Origin of the sequence: Pseudomonas azerbaijanoccidentalis, assembly GCF_019145495.1 — a bacterium.
Lineage (GTDB): Bacteria > Pseudomonadota > Gammaproteobacteria > Pseudomonadales > Pseudomonadaceae > Aquipseudomonas > Aquipseudomonas azerbaijanoccidentalis.
Window position 1 is genome coordinate 106,263 of record NZ_JAHSTU010000013.1, and the last position, 19,559, is coordinate 125,821.

Genomic DNA, 19,559 nt, shown 5'->3' on the forward strand with positions numbered 1-19,559 from the left:
CTTCGAATCTATGATGAACCTACGTTGTACAGATAAAACAATCTGTACAGGTTTTGGATTCGAGGTACTCCGATGCCCCTGCCACCCGCCAAACCAAAAATCGCCATCAGCGCCTGCCTGATGGGTGCCGAGGTGCGATACAACGGTGGGCACAAGGAATCGCGGTTGTGCAGCCGCACCCTCACTGACTACTTTGATTTCGTTACGGTCTGCCCGGAAGTCGCTATCGGCCTGGGCATTCCTCGCGAGCCTATCCGGCTGGTAGGTAACCCGGTCGAGCCGCAGGCCGTTGGCACGGTCAACCGCGAGATCAACGTCACCCAGCCGCTGGCCGAGTACGGACGCAAAATGGCAGCAGAACTCGACGACATCTGCGGCTACATCTTCATGCAAAAATCCCCGTCCTGCGGTCTGGAACGGGTCAAGGTCTATCACGCCAACGGTGCACCGGTGGACGGCGGCGGCCAGGGTATCTATGCCCAGGCCTTTTGCGCGCTGCATCCGGATTTGCCGGTGGAAGAAGACGGCCGGCTCAACGATCCGGTACTGCGCGAAAACTTCCTCACCCGCGTGTTTGCCTACAGCGCCTGGCAAGATTTGTTGAAAGAAGGCCTGAGTCGCCGCGGTCTGACGGAGTTTCATTCGCGCTACAAATACCTGCTGATGGCCCACAACCCGGTGCAATACAAAGCCCTGGGCAATCTGCTGGGCAACATGGGCCAGACCGATCCGCAAGCACTCGGTCCGCAGTACTTCAGCGAATTGATGGCCGCGCTCAAAAAATGTGCGACCCGGCGCACCCACACCAACGTGTTGCAGCACCTCAGCGGTTACCTGAAAAAAACCCTCAGCGCCGATGACAAACAGGAAGTGCAGCACGTGATTGGCCAGTATCGGCACGGCATCGTGCCGCTGGTGGTGCCGCTGACCCTGCTCAAGCATCACTTTCGGCAACACCCTGACCCGTACATCGCGCAACAGGTTTACCTGCAACCGCATCCGGAAAACCTCAGCCTGCGAAACGCCATTTAATGAAAGACCTACTCGACAGCAGCGCCAGCGAAGACTTCGAGGCCGACTTCAAAAAGGCCCTCGACGAGGGCTGGCTGCCGATTCGCGAAGTGGCCCGCCAGACGGGCGTCAACGCCGTGACCTTGCGCGCCTGGGAACGGCGCTACGGTTTGATCGTGCCGCAGCGTACGCCCAAAGGGCATCGCTTGTTTTCCGCTGAACATGTGCAGCGCATCCAGACGATCCTCACCTGGCTCAACCGTGGCGTCGCCGTCAGCCAGGTCAAGCAACTGCTCGATACCCCACAAGCCTTTAGCCAACCGGTGGAAAACGACTGGCAACGGCTACGCCACACGTTGCTGCTGGCGGTCACGAAACTGACCGAGCGTGCTCTGGATGACACCGTCAACCAGGCCATGGCGCTCTATCCGCCGCGGACCTTGTGTGAGCAATTGTTGCTGCCGTTACTGGCAGAACTGGAGCAACGCTGGCAAGGCCAGTTCGGCGCGCAGATGGAACGGGTGTTTTTTTATTCCTGGTTGCGCAGCAAATTCGGTGCGCGCATCTACCATAACAACCGTCAGTTACACACCGCGCCCTTGCTGTTGATCAACCATTCGGACCTGCCACTGGAACCTCACCTGTGGCTCACGGCCTGGCTGGTCAGCAGTGCCGATTGCCCGGTAGAAGTGTTCGACTGGCCATTGCCTGCCGGTGAACTGGCGCTGGCAGTGGATTATCTGCAACCCCGGGGCGTACTGCTGTATTCCAGCAAAGCCATAAACCTTGCGCAGTTGCCGAAACTTTTGAACAACGTCAGTTGCCCAAAAATGATCGCCGGACCAACGGTGTGCATTCACCACGCCGAGTTGTCCGCAAGAACTTCACAAATGACTGATTTGTACCTGGCCGAAGACCCCTTGTTGGCACACCAGGCACTGGTTCAGTGCGGGCTCCTTTAATGGCGCTTCTTTAATGATTAGTACGGACATCACCATGCAATTGATCTGGCTGCGCAGCGACTTGCGCCTACACGACAACACTGCCCTTTCGGCCGCCGCTGCGGTTGGCCCCTGCGTGGCGGTGTATTTGCTGAGCCCGGAGCAATGGCTGGAACATGACGATGCGCCATGCAAAGTGGATTTCTGGTTACGCAACCTCAACGAGCTGAGCGCCGCGCTGGGCCAATTGAACATCCCGTTGCTGATCCGCACGGCGCCGCGCTGGGATGACGCACCGCAGGTGCTGCTCGATCTTTGTCGGCAATTGAATATCGAAGCCGTGCACGTCAACGAGGAATACGGCATTCATGAAACCGACCGGGACGGCGCAGTGGCCGAAACGCTCAACGCCCAAGGCGTAGGTTTTCACAGTTACCTTGATCAATTGTTGTTCAAGCCGGGCAGCGTCCTGACCAAGACCGGCACGTATTTCCAGGTCTTCAGTCAGTTCCGCAAGGTGTGTTACGAACGCCTGCATCGCTCACTGCCTCGGCTGGTGAGCACGCCGATGACTCAAGTACCGCTGAACATTGCCAGTGATCAGGTGCCGGCCAGCGTCAAAGGGTTTGAAACCCCCACCGCCAGCCTTCGCGCGCTGTGGCCTGCCGGGGAAACCGAAGCCCGGCGCCGACTCGACACCTTCACCGACGCGCAGATCGACTATTACCAGAGCGAGCGCGATTTTCCGGCAAAACCCGGCACCAGCCAGCTCTCGGCGTATCTTGCCGCCGGAGTGATTTCACCGCGCCAATGCCTGCACGCCGCGCTGCAAAGCAATCAGGGCGAGTTTGAAAGCGGCAAGGTCGGTGCCGTCACCTGGATCAATGAGCTGCTGTGGCGCGAGTTCTATAAACACATTCTGGTGGGCTACCCACGGGTATCCCGTCACCGTGCCTTCCGCCCGGAAACCGAAGCCCTGGCCTGGCGTCATGCCCCCGAAGAACTCGCGGCCTGGCAGCAGGGCCGCACCGGTTTGCCGATTATCGACGCCGCCATGCGTCAACTGCTGGAAACCGGCTGGATGCATAACCGCTTGCGCATGGTGGTGGCGATGTTCCTGACCAAGAACCTGCTGATTGACTGGCGTGAGGGCGAGCGCTTTTTCATGCGCCACCTGATCGATGGCGACCTCGCCGCCAACAACGGTGGCTGGCAATGGAGCTCTTCCACCGGCACCGACTCCGCGCCTTACTTCCGGATCTTCAATCCGCTGAGCCAGTCGGAAAAGTTCGACGCCGAAGGCGTATTCATCAAGCACTGGCTGCCGGAACTGTCGGGGCTGAACAAAAAAGAGCTGCACAACCCGGCGCAACTCAGTGGTTTGTTCGGCGTGGCGGATTACCCGTCACCGATTGTCGATCTGAACACGTCCCGCGCGCGCGCCCTGGCGGCGTTCAAGAACCTGCCGACGCGGCAGAACGCCGGAGGCCTGCATGAGTAGTTTCCTGCAACAGTTCGCCCAACAGTTTGCAGAGCTGGATAAAGACAACCTGCGTCGCCTCGATGACCTTTATACCCCGGACGTGCGATTTACCGATCCCTTGCACGAAGTCCAGGGCCTTGGACAATTGCGCAGCTATTTCGCCGAGCTGTACTCCAATGTCAGTGATCTGCGCTTCGATTTTCACGGCTTCGACCAGATTGCCGAAGGCGAGGGTTATCTGCGCTGGGTCATGAGTTACCGTCATCCGCGCCTGGCCGGCGGCCAACTGATTCGGGTCGACGGCTGCTCGCACTTACGCTGGCGCGACAAAGTTTATTGCCACCGGGATTACTTCGATGCCGGGGCGCTTCTTTATGAACATCTACCCGTATTGGGCCGGGCGATTGCCTGGCTGAAAAGGAGAATGGGATGATTCTTACACCACCACGACGATACTGGCTGACCGGCGCCAGCAGCGGGATTGGCGCCGCGCTGGCCGAAGAAATCCTTAAAACCGGCGCCCACGTGGCCGTCAGCTCGCGCTCGCTGGCGCCGCTGAAACTCTTGTCCGAGCGTTTTCCGGGGCAAGTGCTGGTGGTGGCGGGCGACCTGACCAACAGCCAGACCGTCCGTGAAATCGGTGAACAGATTGCCGAGGACTGGGGCTCACTGGACACGGTCATTCTCAACGCGGGCACCTGTGAGTACGTGGACGCCAAGCAGTTCGACGCCTCGATCGTTGAACACGTGGTGCGCACCAATCTGCTCGCCAGCAGCTATTGCATCGAAGCCGCCCTGCCGCTGTTGCGCAAAGGCATCGCCCCGCACCTGGTCGGCGTGGCCAGTTCAGTGACCTACCTGCCGCTGCCAAGGGCGGAAGCCTACGGGGCTTCGAAAGCCGGTTTGCGTTACTTGTTCGAATCCTTGCGCATCGACCTGGCGCCGCAAGGCATTGAAGTCACGGTGGTCAGCCCGGGGTTCGTCAATACCCCGCTGACGGCAAAAAACGATTTCCCCATGCCCCTGAGCTGGCCCGCGGACAAGGCCGCACGGCACATCATCGGCAAGCTGCGGGATCGGCCGCTGGAGATCGCGTTTCCGGGGTTGTTCATGGCCGCCCTGTGGCCGATGTCGAAATTGCCCGACCGAGTGAAACTGGCGATCGGTAAACGCATGTTGCGCAGTAACCCGCCGATCAAGGATCAGCCGTGAACATTGCCATAGTCGGCAGCGGCATTTCGGGACTGACCTGCGCCTACCTGCTCAATCGCCGACATCAGATCACCGTGTTCGAAGCCAGCGATTGCGTTGGCGGGCACACCCACACCGAGAACGTGACGGTCGATGGCCGACGTTATGCGGTGGACACCGGTTTCATCGTATTCAATGACTGGACCTATCCCAACTTCATTCGCCTGCTTGGCGCATTGGGCGTGGGGTTCAAACCCACCGAAATGAGTTTTTCGGTCACCGACCCCGACAGCGGTATCGAATACAACGGCAACAATTTCAACAGCCTTTTCGCCCAGCGCCGCAACCTGTTGTCACCCGGGTTCTGGGGCATGCTGCGCGACATCCTGCGCTTCAATAAAGAAGCCTTGCGCGATCTGGAACAGCAACGGATCAAACCCGACACCACACTCAATGACTATCTGACGGCGGGCCGCTACGGCGAGCGTTTCATCCTGCACTACATCGTGCCGATGGGTGCGGCGATCTGGTCGATGCCGATGGCCGACATGCTGGCTTTCCCGCTGCAACTGTTTGTCCGGTTTTTCAAGAACCATGGTCTGCTGTCTGTCAGCAATCGCCCGCAATGGCAGGTGATCGAAGGGGGTTCTAGCGCCTACGTGGCGCCGTTGATAGCTGGCTTTCGCGAAAATATTCGCCTTGACTGCCCAGTGACGCGGGTCGAGCGTGACGCAGAAGGGGTGGTTATCCACAGCGCCGGCGCCAGCGAGCGTTTCGATAAAGTGGTGTTCGCCTGCCACAGCGATCAGGCGTTGAAGCTGCTGACCGTACCAAGCGACGCCGAGCAAGCAATCCTCGGTGCCCTGCCCTACGCCGACAACGAAGTGGTGCTGCACACCGATACGCGACTGTTGCCTGAGCGAAAACTCGCCTGGGCCAGCTGGAATTTTCGTCTCGCCGGTTCCGGCCACACCCATGCTGCCGTGACCTACGACATGAACATCCTGCAAGGCATCCAGAGCGACACAACGTTCTGCGTCAGCCTCAACCAGAGCGCCGCCATCAGCCCTTCCAAAGTGCTCGCCAGATACACCTACGCCCACCCGCAATTCAGCCTGGCATCGGTGGCCGCCCAGGCGCGCTGGGAAGAACTGCACGGCGCGCAACATACCTACTACTGCGGGGCATACTGGGCCAACGGTTTCCATGAGGACGGCGTGGTCAGCGCCTTGCGCGTTGCCGGCGCCTTTGGAGAAACCCTGTGAACAGCGCCTTGTACAGCGGCTGGATTGCCCATCGACGTTTTACTCCGCGGACTCACCAGTTTCGTTACCGTATCGGCCTGCTGTACCTGGACCTCGACGAACAGCAAGACGTGTTTGGCTTGTCGCGTCTTTCGGGCCTGAGCCGTTTTGCACCGTTTTCGTTCCGCGAAACCGATTACCTCAAGGCGTACACCAGCCGTGGCGTACGCCTGATCGACGCGGTGCGGCAACAGGTGAGCGAAGCCATCGGCCATGTGCCGCAAGGCTCGATCTGTCTGCTGACCCAACCCCGCAGCTGGGGACTGTCATTCAACCCGGTGAGTTTTTTCTATTGCCATGAAGCCGACGGGCAATTGGCAGCGATTGTCTGCGAAGTCAGCAACACGCCTTGGCGCGAGCGCTATCACTACGTGTTGCCGGCCAAAGCACCAGAAGATCTGTCGGACTTCCACCAACACTTTTCCGTGCCCAAAGCCTTTCATGTCTCGCCGTTTTTGCCCCGCGATATTCAGTACCGCATGAGCTTCAGCCCGGTGGCGAAACGCATCGGTGTGCACATGGCCGACTGGCAGGGCGAGGAAAAACTCTTCGATGCCACGCTCAGGCTCAAACGCGAAACCCTTGATCGCGCCAGCCTGCACCGTTACTTGCGGCGTTTTCCGTGGATGACCGCGAAAACCGCCCTGGCGATTTATTGGCAAGCCCTGCGTCTGCTGCTCAAGCGCTTGCCGTTGTTTGCTCATCGGGCTGCCGAGGGCAGCTTTCAAACCGCCACCGTCCCTCCCAAGGATCGCCGCCATGAAATCCTCTAGCATTTCGCTCAAGGCCAATCTGTTCGGCACTTATGTCCTGAGCGGATCGTTGCTGCGTCGTGGTGTGCTGCGGCAACTGGCGCGACTCGAACACGGCCAGCTGGTGCTGATTGAAGACGGTGAACGGCAGGTGTTCGGCAGCACCGGCAGCCCCCTGCTGGGAGAAATCCATATCCTCGACACCGCCGCCTGGGGGCTGGTGGCGAGCAAGGGTTCGATTGGCGCAGCCGAGGCGTTCATTCACGGCTACTGGAGCTCACCGGATTTGACCGCGGTGGTCCGGGTGTTCGTCAGCAACCTTGAGGTGCTCGATGCCCTGGAAGGCGGCCTGACAAAACTCGGGCGGCCACTGATCCAGGCCCTGCACTGGCTGAACCGCAACACACGCAAGGGCTCGCAGAAGAACATCGCCGCCCATTACGATCTGGGCAACGACTTGTTCGAACAGTTCCTCGACCCGACCATGATGTATTCGGCCGCGCAGTTCCTGCATGCCGACGACAGCCTGGAGCAGGCGCAACTGAACAAACTGCAGCGAATTTGCCAGAAGCTCGCCCTCAAACCCACGGATCATCTGCTGGAAATCGGCACCGGCTGGGGCAGCATGGCCCTGTACGCCGCGCAGCACTACGGCTGCAAAGTCACCACCACCACGCTCTCCAAAGAGCAGTACGCCTTCACGGCAAAACGCATCGAAGCGCTGGGGCTGCAAGATCAAGTCACTTTGTTGCTCAAGGACTATCGCGACCTCACCGGCCAGTACGACAAACTGGTGTCGATCGAGATGATCGAAGCGGTCGGCCATCGCTTCCTGCCAACGTACTTCAAGCAGTGTGCGCACTTGCTCAAAGGCAACGGCCTGATGCTGTTGCAAGCCATCACCATCCGCGAGCAGCGGTATGAGCAGGCCAAGGACAGCGTCGACTTTATCCAGAGATACATTTTCCCCGGTGGCGCCCTGCCCTGTGTACAGAAAATGCTCGAGATCGTCAGCCGCGACACCGACATGAACCTGCTGCACATGGAAGATTTCGGCCTGCACTACGCCCGGACCTTGCGCTTGTGGCACGAGAATTTTCGTCTGGCCCATAGCCGCTTGAGCGAATTGGGCTACGACGATTATTTCCTGCGCCTGTGGGAGTATTACCTGTGCTACTGCGAGGGCGGCTTTCTTGAGCGCACCATCGGCACAGCGCAATTGCTGTTGGCCAAACCGTCGGCGATCACCGCGCCGCTGCTCGGCCGTTTCGATGCTTGAACGTCTGGCCAATGCGGTGTTGTTTCAGCTCGGCTGGTTTGCATGCGTGATGGGCGGCAACAGCCTGTGGTTGCTGGTGGCGCTGGCGGTGCTGGTGATTCATCTGCTGTGGATAAGTAGCTGGGCGCAGGAAGGTCGGCTGATCCTCAGTGTGGTGTTGCTCGGCACCGCTGTGGACAGTGCTCTGCGCTGGCTTGGGGTGTTCGACTTCAAAGACCTTTCGCCGTTGATTCCACTCTGGCTGATGTTGCTGTGGGCGTTATTGGCCAGCACCTTGCGCCACTGCCTGGGCTGGAGCGCCACTCCACTGTGGCGAGCGAGCCTGCTCGGGGCTGTGGGTGGGCCGCTGTCGTATTACGCCGGTGGCCAACTGGCCGGGGTGCAATTTCCCTTCGGAGTCTTGCCGACGCTGATCGGCCTCGGCCTGCTCTGGGCGCTGTTGCTTCCACTGTTGCAGGTGATGGCCGCCCGTCTCAAACCCGCGCTGGACGACTAGCGTCCGTCAGCGCTTTCACACAGCACCGGGCCACTGCCTTACACTGCGCGCCATGAAAACCATCCCTCACACGCAAATCGCCACACCCGCGGTGACCTGCTCGACCTGTGCCGCCTGCTGCTGCCAGCTCGAAGTCATGTTGATCACCGACACCGGCGTGCCCGAACGGTATATCGATACCGATGACTGGGGCGGTGAAGTCATGCTGCGTCTGGATGACGGCTGGTGCGCTGCGCTGGATCGCAACACGATGATGTGCACCATCTACGAAAAACGCCCGCTGATCTGCCGGGAATTCGAGATGGGGGCACCGGAATGTATTGAGGAACGCCAGGGGATCAGCTCGGCGTATCGTTGAAGCTGCAAGAGCGAGCCTGCTCGCAATAACGATTTACCGGTCAACATTGATGTTGAATCCGAGATCGCCATCGCGAGCAGGCTCGCTCCTGCATGGGTATTGCGATTTGCTTACAGCGGCATCGTGTAATGCAACGCGTAACTTTCTATCCCGTTGTTCGGGCTGCTGATCCCGGCATTGGAATAGTGAGTGGCCCGAATCCCGACTTCATGTCCGCCGGCAAAGCGCAGGCCAACCCCGAAACGGTCCTCGAACTGAAACGAGCTACCGAGATCGTTATTTTCGATTTCGGTCTCGGAAAACAACGCCACGCCAATCCCTAGTTCAACGTAGGGTTTGACGTTCTGCCCGGCAAACTCGTAAACCAGCACCGGCGAGAACGACAGGCTGTTGTTGCCGGACGTTTTGTCGCCTTCCCAGTAGGTGTACGCGCCATCCCAGTAACCGGTCAGTCGACCGACGTCGCTCTGCCACCAACTCTGGTCCCAATTGAATGCCAGGCCCAGTCGATAAGTCATGGTCGACTCGCCGGTCTGGCCGACTGAGAACTCCACGCCTGCCGCTTGTGCAGTGAAACTTTGCCCCATAATTGCGGCCGCAATCGCGGCCAAACAGAATAGTCGCTTCATAGAAACATCCTTTTCCGAACGATTTCATTTGGTTTTTTTGTTACGAGACGCACACAGCTATAGAAGTCGACGGCTAAAAAGAAGTTCACCCCAATTTTGTTGGTTCACCCCGATACCCGCTTACCCTTCAAAGCTTCGCACAACCCCGGCGGTATTCCACAATATTGGCAATATATTTGCGAAATGTTCCTTGTCAGCGCTCGTCCAGAACTCGGTGGCACGCGCTGGCCCGTCCGCCAGTAAATCACGCTCGGCCAGTAGACGCTGAAGTTGACGTGCGACGGCAGCGCCAGTGTCGATCAGGCTGATGTCATCCGGGATCATCTGCCGGAGCAGCGGCTTGAGAAACGGGTAATGGGTGCATCCCAGAATGATGGTGTCGGCGCCTGCGCCGAGCAGCGGCCGAACATAGCTTTCCAGCAACTGCCGCAGCGCCGGACTGTGCAGGTCGCCGTTTTCAATCAGCTCCACCAAGCCGGGGCAAGGCTGGGTGATGACCTGCACATCCGTGGCAAAACGGTCGAGCAATGCGGCGAACTTGGCGCTCTGCAAGGTGCCCGTGGTGGCCAGCACCCCGACCACGCCACTGCGGGTGGCTGCGGCGGCGGGTTTGACCGCCGGCTCCATACCGACGATAGGCCACTGCGGATAATCGCGGCGCAAGTCGGCAACCCCTGCAACCGTTGCCGTGTTGCACGCCAACACCAGAGCCTTGGCGCCCTGGCTCTGAAAAAACCCGGCCATCACGCTGCACCGCTGCTGGATGAATTCCGGGGTTTTCTCGCCATAGGGAATGTTCCCGCAATCGGCGACGTACAGCAGGGTTTCGTTGGGCAGCAAACGCTGGATCTCGGCCAGCACCGAAAGCCCACCGACGCCGGAGTCGAACACGCCGATAGGCGCTTCACGCATGCTTTGGCCCACAGACGCTGCATTTCGGATCACGCTTGACCCGCAACTCACGGAAACGCGAGCCCAGCGCATCGATCAACAACAGGCGCCCCACCAACGGTTCACCGAAACCCGCCAGCAACTTCAGCGCTTCGAGGGCTTGCAGGCTGCCCACCAGCCCGACCAACGGACCAACCACGCCGGCCTCGCTGCAGGTCAATTCGGCTTCACTGCCGTGCCCGTATAAACAGTGGTAGCACGGGCTCTCCGGGCGGCGCGGGTCGAACACCGACAACTGCCCTTCCAGGCGAATCGCCGCGCCACTGACCAGCGGTTTCCCGCCAGCCACACACGCAGCGTTGACCGCTTCGCGGGTAGAGAAATTGTCGGAACAGTCCAGGACCAGATCGACACCGGCCACGGCAGCGGCCAGGGAGTCTTCATCGAGTGCCGCGCGATGGGCGACCAGTTGGATGTCCGGATTGATTGCCGTCAGGCGCTTGAGCGCTGAGTCGACCTTGCTCATGCCGACGCTGTCGGTGTCGTGGATGATCTGGCGTTGCAGGTTGGTCAGATCGACGGTGTCGAAATCCGCCAGATGCATTTCACCTACGCCCGCAGCCGCCAGATACAGCGCCACCGGAGCACCAAGCCCGCCGAGGCCGACGATCAGTACGCGGCTTTCCTTGAGCCGCAACTGACCGTCGATATCGATGTGCTGCAACAGAATCTGCCGGCTGTAGCGCAGCAATTCCTGATCATTCAGCATGGCAGACGCCCCAGACTGATGCGTTGATGACCACCCAGGTCGGTGCGGCTGTGGACTTCTTCAAAGCCGCGGGTCAGCAGCAGATCGCGCACCGCCTCGGCCTGATCGTAACCGTGCTCGAGCATCAGCCAGCCACCGGCCTCCAGATGATCCGGGGCCTGGGCGACGATCAAGCGCAAATCGTCGAGCCCGTCGACGCCGGCCACCAACGCACTGGCCGGTTCGAAGCGCACATCACCTTCCACCAAGTGTGGATCGGCGGCGGCAATGTACGGCGGGTTGCTGATGATCAACTCAAAACGCTGACCTTGCAGCGCACTGAACCAGTGACTGCTGAGCACCGTGGCGTTGTTCAGGTGCAGACGCTGACGATTGCGTTCGGCCAGCGCTACGGCTTCCAGTACGCGGTCCACGGCGGTGACTTTCCACGCTGGACGCTCGCTGGCCAAGGCCAGGGCGATGGCGCCGCTGCCGGTGCCCAGGTCGAGGACTTTTGCCGGCGTGGCAGGCAGCAGTTCGAGTGCGGCTTCCACCAGCAGCTCGGTATCCGGGCGCGGGATCAATGTGTGCGGCGCCACTTCCAGATCGAGCTTCCAGAAACCTTGCTGCCCCAGAATGTAGGCCACCGGCTCGCCACCGCGACGGCGCTGCAAGTACTCGGCGAACGTCAGCGCCGCTTCGCTCGGCACAATTCGCTCCGGCCAGGTGTGCAAGAAGCTGCGGGACTTGCCCAACGCCGCCGCCAACAGTAACTCGGCATCCAGACGCGCCGTGGGCGAGTCAGGCAAATCAGCGGCGCGCAACAAACTGGCAATGATCGTCATTTACTCACCTATCGCCGCGAGTTGATCCGCCTGGTACTCGGCCAACAACGGCTCGATCACCGCATCGACGCCACCGGCGAGGATTTCGTCGAGCGAATACAGCGTCAGGTTGACCCGATGGTCGGTGACCCGGCCCTGAGCGAAGTTGTAGGTACGGATGCGCTCGGAGCGGTCACCGGAACCGACCAGCAATTTACGCTCGCTGGCGATGGCATTAGCGGCGGCGCTGGTTTGCTGGTCGTTGAGCTTGGCCGACAACCAGGACATCGCACGGGCACGGTTCTTGTGCTGCGAACGCTCTTCCTGGCACTCCACGACAATGCCGGACGGCAAGTGCGTGATGCGAATCGCCGAATCGGTTTTGTTCACGTGCTGACCACCGGCACCGGAGGAACGGTACGTGTCGATCCGCAAATCCGCCGGGTTGATCTCGATGGCTTCCTGCTCGTCCGGCTCGGGCAATACCGCCACGGTGCAGGCAGAAGTGTGGATGCGACCTTGGGATTCGGTGGCCGGAACCCGTTGTACGCGGTGGGCTCCGGATTCGAATTTCAGCTTGCCGTAGACGTTGTCGCCTTCTACCCGGGCGATGACTTCTTTATAGCCGCCGTGCTCGCCTTCGTTTTCCGAGAGGATTTCCACACGCCAGCCGCGGCGCTCGGCGTACCGCGAATACATGCGGAACAGGTCGCCGGAGAAAATCGCCGCCTCGTCACCGCCGGTGCCGGCACGGATTTCGAGGAACACGTTACGCCCGTCGTTCGGGTCCTTGGGCAACAGCATGCGTTGCAGGCTGGCTTCCAGTTCGACCAGACGTTCTTTGGCTTCGCGGACTTCTTCCACGGCCATTTCGCGCATGTCCGGGTCGCTGTCCTTGAGCAGTGCCTGGGCACCTTCGAGGTCGCCTTGCACTTTAAGCAGCTGTTTATAGGTTTCGACGATCGGCTCGACTTCCGCGTATTCCTTGGAATAGGTGCGGAATTTGTTCTGATCGGAAATGACTTCGCCATCGCCAAGCAGGGCGGTCAGTTCCTCGAAACGGTCCTGGAGGATGTCCAGCTTATTGAGCAGTGACGCTTTCATTGCGGTTTCTTATCCGAAAAGCTTTCCGATGAGCCCTCATTGAGGGCAAAGAGTTCCTGGGCCATCGCCAGCGCATCGAGGCGACCTTCGGCAGAGAGCTTTTTCAACTGCACACTGGGTGCGTGCAAGAGCTTGTTGGTCAGGCCACGCGCCAATTGCACCAGCACTTCTTCGGCGCTGCTACCGTTGGCCAGCAGGCGCTGGGCCTTTTGCAATTCTTCGTCGCGCAGACGTTCGCTCTGTTGACGATAGGCCTTGAGCACGTCCACCGCCGCCAATTCGCGCAAGCGAACCATGAAATCCTCGGCGCCGACCGAGACCATCTCTTCCGCTGCCTGGGCTGCACCCTGACGACTCTTGAGGTTCTCGGCGACCACTTCGTGGAGATCATCGACGCTGTACAGGTAAACGTCGTCCAACTCGCCGACTTCCGGCTCGATATCCCGCGGAACGGCGATATCCACCATGAAAATCGGTTTGTGCTTGCGCAGCTTCAGGGCGCTCTCCACCGCGCCCTTGCCGAGAATCGGCAACTGGCTGGCGGTGGAACTGATGACGATGTCGCTGCGCACCAGTTCGGCCGGGATGTCCGACAGCAGCACTGCGTGGGCACCGAACTGCTCGGCCAGAATGCTCGCACGCTCAAGGGTACGGTTGGCCACCACGATGCGCTTTACCCCCAGATCATGCAGATGACGGGCGACCAGGGTGATGGTCTCGCCGGCGCCGATCAACAAGGCCTGACTGCGCTGCAAGTCGCTGAAAATCTGTTTCGCCAGGCTGACCGCGGCAAACGCCACGGAAACCGGGTTTTCACCAATGGCGGTGTCGGTACGTACTTGCTTGGCCGCATTGAACGTGGCCTGGAACAGGCGCCCGAGCAACGGCCCGATGGTGCCGGCCTCGCGTGCCACGGCATAAGCCGATTTCATCTGGCCAAGAATCTGCGGCTCGCCCAACACCAGCGAATCGAGTCCGGAAGCCACGCGCATCATGTGACGAACTGCCGCATCATCTTCGTGCACATAACTGCTCGCGCGCAGCTCTTCGAGGCTCAAATGATGGTATTCGGCCAGCCAGCGCAGCACGATATCCGCCGACAGGTGATCCTGTTCTATATAGAGTTCACTGCGATTGCAGGTGGAGAGGATCGCAGCTTCGCGGCTGTCGGTGAGTCGGCAGAGCTGCTGCAAGGCCTCAACCAGCTGCTCAGGGGTAAAGGCCACGCGCTCGCGGACGTCTACTGAAGCAGTCTTGTGGTTAATACCGAGTGCAAGGAAGGCCATTCAAAGTCGCTGATGGTGACGTGAAGCCGGCAATTGTCCTACTTCGTCAGATCGAGAACAACTACTCGATATCTATCGCCCCTGTAGGAAGCACCGCAGAGTGAGATCGCTTCTCGTTTACCGGGCATCGGGGTAAATTGCCGGGCCGGTTATGTTTGGCCCAAGGCTTGTGTCATGATGATCCGACCGCAGGTTAGTCGTCCTCTTCCTATATGAATAGATCTTCCGCGTTGCTCCTCGCTTTTGTCTTCCTCAGCGGCTGCCAGGCCTTGGCACCCGTGGCGCCGGACGGTACGTCCGCGGCTGAAGACAGCACTCCGGCACCTGAAAAGCCCAAGGTTTACAGCTCATTCAGCGAAGACACGGTCTTCAGCCTGTTGAGCGCCGAACTGGCTGGCCAGCGCAATCGCTTCGATATTGCCCTGGACAACTATGTAACCCAGGCCATCAACACCCAGGATCCGGGCATTTCCGAGCGGGCATTCCGTATCGCCGAATACCTGGGCGCCGATCAGGCCGCCCTGGACACCGCGTTGATCTGGGCGAAAAACGCCCCGGACGATCTTGAAGCGCAACGCGCCGCGGCCGTACAACTGGCACGCGCTGGGCGTTACGACGACTCCATGGTCTATATGGAGAAAGTCCTGCAAGGCAAAGGCGACACGCATTTCGACTTCCTCGCCTTGTCTGCCGCCGATACCGACCAGGACACCCGCAACGGCTTGATGCAGAGTTTTGACCGTTTGCTGCAACGCCACCCGAACAACGGCCAGCTGATTTTCGGCAAGGCCCTGCTGCTGCAACAGGACGGCGACTCCAAAGGTGCACTGGCACTCCTGGAAGACAACCCGCCGGACGACGGTGAAATTGCTCCGATTCTGCTGCGTGCGCGCCTGCTGCAAAGCCTCGACCGCGGCGACGAAGCATTGCCGTTGCTGCAAAAAAGCATCAAGAAATACCCGGACGACAAGCGCCTGCGCCTGACTTACGCACGCATGCTGGTTGAACAGGACCGCATGGACGACGCCAAGGCCGAGTTCTCGAGCCTGGTTCAGCAATACCCGGATGACGATGAACTGCGTTACTCGCTGGCACTGGTTTGTCTCGAAGCCAAAGCTTGGGACGAAGCCAAGGGCTACCTGGAAGACCTGATCGCACGGGAAAGCCACGTCGACTCGGCGCACTTGAACCTGGGCCGCATCGCCGAAGAGCGCAATGACCCGCAAGGCGCATTGATCGAGTACGGCCAGGTCGGGCCGGGCAATGACTATCTGCCGGCACAATTGCGCCAGGCCGACATCCTGATGAACAACGGCAAGACCGCTGAAGCCCAGAGCAAGCTCGCAGCCCAGCGCGATGAGCAACCGGACTACGCGATCCAGCTGTACCTGATCGAAGCCGAAACCCTGTCCGCCAACAACCAGCCCGACAAGGCCTTCGCAGTGCTGCAACAAGCGCTGCAAAAGTACCCGGACGACCTCAACCTGCTTTATACCCGCGCGATGCAGGCGGAAAAACGCAATGACCTGGCGCAGATGGAAAAAGACCTGCGCCTGATCATCAAGCGTGACCCCGACAACGCCATGGCGTTGAACGCACTCGGCTATACCCTGTCCGATCGCACGACCCGCTACGTCGAGGCCAAGGCCTTGATCGAGCAGGCGCACCAGATCAACCCGGAAGATCCCGCGGTACTCGACAGCCTCGGCTGGGTGAATTACCGCATGGGCAATCTCGACGAAGCCGAGCGTCTGCTGCGCCAGGCCCTGGAACGCTTCCCGGACCAGGAAGTCGCCGCGCACCTGGGCGAAGTCCTGTGGGCCAACGGCAAGCAACGCGAAGCCAGGCAAATCTGGAGCAAGTTCCTCAAGGAACAACCCGACAGCCCTACCCTGCGCAGCACCATCAAGCGCCTGACCGGATCAGAGACTCTTTAAGATTATGTTTTTGCGCCACATCATTGTTTTCAGCTTCATCGCCCTGCTCGCCGGTTGCGCGGGTTTCGGTGCCCGCGAATCGGTCGAGGGTCACGGCAATCCCGCCCAATGGCGTGAGCACAAAGAACAGCTCGCGGGCCTTGATGGCTGGCAGATCGACGGCAAAATCGGCATTCGTGCACCAAAAGATTCGGGCAGCGGCACGCTGTTCTGGTTGCAGCGCCAGGATTACTACGACATTCGCCTTTCCGGCCCATTGGGTCGCGGAGCCGCTCGCCTGACCGGGCGCCCGGGCAAGGTTTCGCTGGAAGTTGCCAACCAGGGGCGCTACGAAGCGGTCTCTCCGGATGCTCTGCTTGAAGAGCAAATGGGCTGGAAACTACCGGTCGCCAACCTGGCCTGGTGGGTCCGCGGGCTTCCTGCTCCGGACAGCAAAAGCCGCCTGACGCTGGATGGCGACAGCCGTTTGGCCAATCTTGAACAGGACGGTTGGCAGGTGGAGTACACCGCCTATACCGAACAAAACGGCTACTGGTTGCCCGAGCGGATCAAACTCCACGGCACCGACCTTGATGTCACGCTGGTGATCAAGGCCTGGCAGCCACGCAAACTGGGGCAATGACATGCCGGCCACTCGCCTGACGCTGCCCTCGCCAGCCAAACTCAATCTGATGCTGCACATTCTGGGTCGTCGTGAAGACGGCTACCACGAACTGCAGACAATGTTTCAGTTCCTCGACTACGGCGACGAAATCACCTTCGCCGTTCGCGATGACGGTGTGATCCAACTGCACACCGCGTTCGAAGGCGTTCCTCACGACAGCAACCTGATCGTCAAGGCTGCGAAAAAACTTCAGGAGCAATCCGGTTGCTCCCTCGGCATCGATATCTGGATTGAAAAAATCCTGCCCATGGGCGGCGGGATCGGCGGCGGCAGTTCGAACGCAGCCACCACGCTGCTCGGCCTGAACCATCTCTGGCAACTGGGCTGGGATGAGGATCGGCTGGCTGCACTGGGCCTGACGCTGGGTGCCGACGTCCCGGTTTTCGTGCGCGGTCATGCGGCTTTCGCTGAAGGCGTTGGCGAGAAACTGACCCCGGTCGACCCGGAAGAACCGTGGTATCTCGTGCTCGTACCGCAAGTCTCTGTTAGTACGGCAGAAATTTTTTCCGATCCGTTGTTGACACGTAACACGCCTCCCATTAAAGTGCGCCCCGTTCCCAAGGGAAACAGTCGTAATGACTGCTTGCCGGTGGTAACAAGGCGTTATCCAGAGGTACGTAACGCTTTGAATTTGTTAGGTAAATTTACCGAAGCAAAACTCACCGGAACTGGAAGTTGTGTGTTTGGGGGCTTCCCAAGCAAAGCTGAAGCTGATAAAGTCTCGGCCCTTCTTACAGAGACCCTTACAGGGTTTGTAGCAAAAGGAAGCAACATTTCGATGTTGCATCGCAAGCTGCAAAGTCTGCTCTAAAGGAACCGATTACTGGGTAATCGTTGCAACAGATACAGGGGCGTCGCCAAGCGGTAAGGCAGCAGGTTTTGATCCTGCCATGCGTTGGTTCGAATCCAGCCGCCCCTGCCATTTTCTATACTCATCCAGGTTACCCTCAGCCTCTAGGTACTGCGCGTGTCCAAGATGATGGTCTTTACGGGGAATGCTAACCCCGATCTGGCTCGGCGTGTCGTACGTCAGCTGCATATCCCTCTCGGTGACATCTCTGTCGGTAAGTTTTCCGACGGCGAAATTACAGCCGAGATCAATGAAAACGTTCGCGGTAAAGACGTTTTCATTATTCAGCCGACTTGCGCTCCGACCAACGATAACCTGATGGAACTGGTAGTGATGGCTGATGCCTTCCGCCGCTCCTCGGCTACTCGTATCACTGCTGTTATTCCTTACTTTGGTTATGCCCGTCAGGATCGCCGTCCGCGTTCCGCACGTGTAGCTATCAGCGCGAAAGTCGTTGCTGACATGCTTACCGTAGTCGGCATCGATCGTGTTCTCACGGTCGATCTGCATGCTGACCAAATCCAGGGTTTCTTCGATATTCCGGTAGATAACATCTACGGCTCCCCGGTTCTGGTGGATGACATTGAAGATCAGCGCTTCGAAAACCTAATGATCGTGTCCCCGGACATTGGTGGCGTCGTGCGTGCACGTGCCGTTGCCAAATCCCTGGGCGTGGATCTCGGGATCATCGACAAACGCCGTGAGAAAGCCAATCACTCTGAAGTGATGCATATCATCGGTGATGTCGAAGGGCGTACCTGTATTCTGGTCGATGACATGGTCGATACCGCCGGCACCCTGTGCCACGCGGCGAAGGCCTTGAAAGAGCATGGCGCAGCCAAGGTTTTCGCCTACTGCACGCACCCTGTGCTGTCGGGTCGGGCAATCGAAAACATTGAAAATTCCGTGCTGGACGAGCTGGTGGTGACCAACACCATCCCGCTGTCCGCTGCAGCACAAGCCTGTGCGCGTATCCGTCAACTGGATATCGCACCGGTAGTTGCCGAGGCGGTCCGCCGCATCAGCAATGAAGAATCGATCAGCGCGATGTTCCGCTAAGGGCCCTGCCCTTCTCGAAATGTCTCGTTGACGAAAAGCGCCCCGCCCCGGCATTCCTGTCGGGGCGGGGCTTTTTTGCCCATATCGCCTTTAGCGCTGGTCGCAAACGCTGGGGCGAATGTGGTTATTTTGGAGATACAACATGAACGATTTTACTCTGAATGCTGAAGTGCGTTCCGACCTGGGGAAAGGTGCGAGCCGCCGCCTGCGTCGTCTCGCAAGCCTGGTTCCAGCTGTAGTTTACGGTGGCGAAAAAGCCCCTGAATCCATCAGCATGCTGGCCAAAGAAGTTGCCAAACTGCTCGAAAACGAAGCGGCTTACAGCCACATCATCGAGCTGAACGTTGGTGGCACCAAGCAGAACGTCGTGATCAAAGCCCTGCAGCGTCACCCGGCCAAAGGCCACGTGATGCACGCTGACTTCGTACGCGTAGTAGCTGGCCAGAAACTGACCGCTATCGTTCCAGTGCACTTCATCAACGAAGAAGCACCGACCAAGAAAGGCGGCGAAATCTCGCACGTAACTTCGGAAATCGAAGTTTCCTGCCTGCCGAAAGACCTGCCTGAATTCATCGAAGTCGATCTGGCTAACGCCGAAATCGGTTCGATCATTCACCTGTCGGACCTCAAAGCCCCTAAAGGCGTTGAGTTCGTGGCTCTGGCACACGGCGATGACAAGGCTGTTGCCAACGTCCACGCTCCACGTGTTGCTCCAGAAGCTACCGAAGAAGGCGCAGCAGAGTAATTCACTC

21 protein-coding genes and 1 tRNA gene are annotated in these 19,559 nt (G+C 59.3%); 16 read left to right on the forward strand and 6 right to left on the reverse strand.

The features are described 5' to 3' along the window. Positions 1–72: 72 nt before the first annotated feature. The 10 genes from KVG88_RS29695 to KVG88_RS29740 are packed head-to-tail and all read left to right on the forward strand — an operon-like array spanning position 73 to position 8,815. Positions 73–1,032, forward strand: a complete 960-nt coding sequence (locus KVG88_RS29695) for a YbgA family protein (RefSeq protein WP_217873476.1) — start codon at positions 73–75, stop codon at positions 1,030–1,032. Continuing rightward, complete coding sequence (locus KVG88_RS29700) at positions 1,032–1,973, forward strand: MerR family transcriptional regulator (RefSeq protein WP_150704767.1); 942 nt, start codon at positions 1,032–1,034, stop codon at positions 1,971–1,973. The genes KVG88_RS29695 and KVG88_RS29700 overlap by 1 nt, the downstream gene beginning before the upstream one ends. Positions 1,974–2,007: 34 nt before the next feature. After that, positions 2,008–3,453: a deoxyribodipyrimidine photo-lyase gene (gene phrB / locus KVG88_RS29705; RefSeq protein ID WP_217873477.1), complete on the forward strand. Its 1,446-nt coding sequence runs from the start codon at positions 2,008–2,010 to the stop codon at positions 3,451–3,453. Continuing rightward, positions 3,446–3,868, forward strand: a complete 423-nt coding sequence (locus KVG88_RS29710; protein WP_150704765.1) for a nuclear transport factor 2 family protein — start codon at positions 3,446–3,448, stop codon at positions 3,866–3,868. Before phrB ends, KVG88_RS29710 begins: the two co-directional genes overlap by 8 nt. After that, the gene (locus KVG88_RS29715) at positions 3,865–4,647 is read left to right on the forward strand and encodes an SDR family NAD(P)-dependent oxidoreductase (protein WP_217873478.1); all 783 of its coding nucleotides are present in this window, start codon (positions 3,865–3,867) and stop codon (positions 4,645–4,647) included. Before KVG88_RS29710 ends, KVG88_RS29715 begins: the two co-directional genes overlap by 4 nt. Next, positions 4,644–5,891 carry an NAD(P)/FAD-dependent oxidoreductase gene (locus tag KVG88_RS29720; RefSeq protein ID WP_217873479.1) on the forward strand — a complete coding sequence of 416 codons (1,248 nt, stop codon included), beginning with the start codon at positions 4,644–4,646 and terminating at the stop codon, positions 5,889–5,891. Before KVG88_RS29715 ends, KVG88_RS29720 begins: the two co-directional genes overlap by 4 nt. Further along, positions 5,888–6,703: a DUF1365 domain-containing protein gene (locus tag KVG88_RS29725; RefSeq protein ID WP_150704762.1), complete on the forward strand. Its 816-nt coding sequence runs from the start codon at positions 5,888–5,890 to the stop codon at positions 6,701–6,703. Before KVG88_RS29720 ends, KVG88_RS29725 begins: the two co-directional genes overlap by 4 nt. Further along, a complete protein-coding gene (locus KVG88_RS29730) occupies positions 6,690–7,961 on the forward strand; it encodes an SAM-dependent methyltransferase (RefSeq protein ID WP_150704761.1) in 1,272 nt (423 codons plus the stop codon). The genes KVG88_RS29725 and KVG88_RS29730 overlap by 14 nt, the downstream gene beginning before the upstream one ends. After that, positions 7,954–8,457 carry a DUF2878 domain-containing protein gene (locus KVG88_RS29735; protein WP_150704760.1) on the forward strand — a complete coding sequence of 168 codons (504 nt, stop codon included), beginning with the start codon at positions 7,954–7,956 and terminating at the stop codon, positions 8,455–8,457. Before KVG88_RS29730 ends, KVG88_RS29735 begins: the two co-directional genes overlap by 8 nt. A 52-nt stretch (positions 8,458–8,509) precedes the next feature. Next, on the forward strand, positions 8,510–8,815 hold the full coding sequence (locus KVG88_RS29740; protein WP_217873480.1) for a YkgJ family cysteine cluster protein: 306 nt from the start codon (positions 8,510–8,512) through the stop codon (positions 8,813–8,815). Positions 8,816–8,925: 110 nt separating this feature from the next. Here the strand turns inward: KVG88_RS29740 and KVG88_RS29745 are convergent, their stop codons facing one another. The 6 genes from KVG88_RS29745 to hemA form a co-directional block, all read right to left on the reverse strand. Continuing rightward, positions 8,926–9,444 carry an acyloxyacyl hydrolase gene (locus KVG88_RS29745; protein WP_150704759.1) on the reverse strand — a complete coding sequence of 173 codons (519 nt, stop codon included), beginning with the start codon at positions 9,442–9,444 and terminating at the stop codon, positions 8,926–8,928. Between the two features lie 120 nt (positions 9,445–9,564). Further along, positions 9,565–10,356 (reverse strand): glutamate racemase, encoded by a 792-nt coding sequence (murI, locus tag KVG88_RS29750; protein WP_217873481.1) that lies wholly within the window; start codon positions 10,354–10,356, stop codon positions 9,565–9,567. Beyond that, a complete protein-coding gene (locus tag KVG88_RS29755; protein ID WP_217873482.1) occupies positions 10,349–11,104 on the reverse strand; it encodes a molybdopterin-synthase adenylyltransferase MoeB in 756 nt (251 codons plus the stop codon). The genes murI and KVG88_RS29755 overlap by 8 nt, the downstream gene beginning before the upstream one ends. Next, the gene (prmC, locus tag KVG88_RS29760) at positions 11,098–11,928 is read right to left on the reverse strand and encodes a peptide chain release factor N(5)-glutamine methyltransferase (protein ID WP_217873483.1); all 831 of its coding nucleotides are present in this window, start codon (positions 11,926–11,928) and stop codon (positions 11,098–11,100) included. The genes KVG88_RS29755 and prmC overlap by 7 nt, the downstream gene beginning before the upstream one ends. Next, positions 11,929–13,011: a peptide chain release factor 1 gene (prfA, locus tag KVG88_RS29765; protein WP_047533169.1), complete on the reverse strand. Its 1,083-nt coding sequence runs from the start codon at positions 13,009–13,011 to the stop codon at positions 11,929–11,931. Next, positions 13,008–14,297 (reverse strand): glutamyl-tRNA reductase, encoded by a 1,290-nt coding sequence (gene hemA, locus KVG88_RS29770; protein ID WP_150704755.1) that lies wholly within the window; start codon positions 14,295–14,297, stop codon positions 13,008–13,010. The genes prfA and hemA overlap by 4 nt, the downstream gene beginning before the upstream one ends. Before the next feature lie 212 nt (positions 14,298–14,509). Here hemA and KVG88_RS29775 point away from each other — a divergent pair, with 212 nt between their 5' ends. The 6 genes from KVG88_RS29775 (at position 14,510) to KVG88_RS29800 (ending at position 19,552) form a co-directional block, all read left to right on the forward strand. After that, a complete protein-coding gene (locus KVG88_RS29775) occupies positions 14,510–16,234 on the forward strand; it encodes a tetratricopeptide repeat protein (protein WP_217873484.1) in 1,725 nt (574 codons plus the stop codon). 4 nt (positions 16,235–16,238) lie between these two features. Next, entirely contained in the window at positions 16,239–16,856 is a 618-nt protein-coding gene (gene lolB, locus KVG88_RS29780; RefSeq protein WP_150704753.1) for a lipoprotein insertase outer membrane protein LolB, read from the forward strand. Position 16,857: 1 nt separating this feature from the next. Beyond that, positions 16,858–17,709 carry a 4-(cytidine 5'-diphospho)-2-C-methyl-D-erythritol kinase gene (gene ispE / locus KVG88_RS29785; RefSeq protein ID WP_217873485.1) on the forward strand — a complete coding sequence of 284 codons (852 nt, stop codon included), beginning with the start codon at positions 16,858–16,860 and terminating at the stop codon, positions 17,707–17,709. A gap of 36 nt (positions 17,710–17,745) precedes the next feature. Then, positions 17,746–17,820: transfer RNA gene (locus KVG88_RS29790), tRNA-Gln, on the forward strand. Positions 17,821–17,865: 45 nt separating this feature from the next. Continuing rightward, entirely contained in the window at positions 17,866–18,807 is a 942-nt protein-coding gene (locus tag KVG88_RS29795) for a ribose-phosphate pyrophosphokinase (RefSeq protein WP_003171603.1), read from the forward strand. Between the two features lie 142 nt (positions 18,808–18,949). After that, on the forward strand, positions 18,950–19,552 hold the full coding sequence (locus KVG88_RS29800; RefSeq protein ID WP_053159713.1) for a 50S ribosomal protein L25/general stress protein Ctc: 603 nt from the start codon (positions 18,950–18,952) through the stop codon (positions 19,550–19,552). Positions 19,553–19,559: the final 7 nt, after the last annotated feature.